The organism is Actinoplanes sp. NPDC048791, from assembly GCF_040650095.1.
In the GTDB taxonomy this organism is placed as follows: domain Bacteria; phylum Actinomycetota; class Actinomycetes; order Mycobacteriales; family Micromonosporaceae; genus Actinoplanes.
In genome coordinates, this window is the sequence record NZ_JBEZGQ010001660.1 from 1 (window position 1) to 1,198 (window position 1,198).

General features: G+C 73.1%; 1 protein-coding gene. It reads right to left on the reverse strand.

The annotated features are described in order from the left end of the window. Nucleotides 1–1,198, reverse strand: a 1,198-nt coding sequence (gene glyS / locus AB0C29_RS49395; protein ID WP_360835442.1) for a glycine--tRNA ligase subunit beta, incomplete at both ends; no start/stop codon positions are given.

Sequence of the window (1,198 nt, forward strand, 5' to 3'; positions counted from 1 at the left end):
CAGCGACAGCAGCGCGCCCGGCACCGAGGCCGGCAGGTCGTCGCCGGCACTGCGCGGCAGCTCGGCCTCGTAGACCGCCTGCGCGACCGCGGGGGTCTCGCCCGCGTTGAGCGCGTAGTCGCGGGCCATGACGCCGGCCAGGCTGGTCATCTCGGTGACCAGCTGCGAGCCGAGGTCGAACTTGACCAGCTGCGCGGCGCGTTCCAGAGTGGCCGATGGCTGCGGGGCCAGCGAACCGGCCAGCTCGGCGATCCGCGCCGCCCGGTCGGCCATCGAGCCGAGCTTGTCGGTGAAGGTCAGCCGCTGGAGTTTGTCGCGCATCGCCGCGAGCGGGGTCTGCCGGTCGGCGCGGTAGAAGAACGCCGCGTCCTCGTACCGGGCGCGCAGCACGGCCTCGTTGCCGGTGCGGACCCGCTCGACGTCGACCGGGCCGTTGGCGACCGTGACGAACATCGGCAGCAGCGTGCCGTCGGCGTCGCGGACCGGCAGGTACCGCTGGTGCTTGCGCATCACCGTGGTGAGCACCGCGGCGGGCAGCTCCAGATACTTCTCGTCGAACGTGCCGAGCAGCGGCGTCGGCTGCTCCACCAGATAGGTGATCTGGTCGATCAGCGCGCTCTCGCCGGTGACGTCGATCCGGCCGGTGTCCCAGACCAGGTCCTGCGCGCCGGTGACGATCAGCTCGCGGCGGTCCTCGGCGTCGGCCACGATCCCGTTGACCGCGAGCGTCTCCATGAACGTCTCCGCCGAGGCCACGCTGATCGCCGGCTGCGCGGCGGTGCGCAGCACCCGGGTCTCGCGCCCGGCCAGCAACGCCGACACGGCGAGCGGGACGACCTCGTCGCCCCACAGCGCGACCAGCCAGCGGATCGGCCGGGTGAAGGCGAGCTGCGGGTCGTTCCAGCGCATGTTCTTCGCCGAGCGCAGGCTGCCGGCGACCTTCGCCAGCACGTCGGCGAGCACGGCGGGTGCCGCGCGGCCGGCCTCGTGCCGCTGCACGACCAGATGCTGTACGCCGTTGAGCTCCGCGGTTTCCAGCGACTCCACCGGCACACCCTGGGAGCGGGCGAAACCCTCGACGGCCTTCGCCGGCGCACCGGCCTTGGGGCCCTTGACCGTACGGACGTGGTCCTGCTCGCGGGCGGCGACCTCGGTGACCACGGCGATCAGCCGCCGCGGCGTGGCGTGCACCCGGACG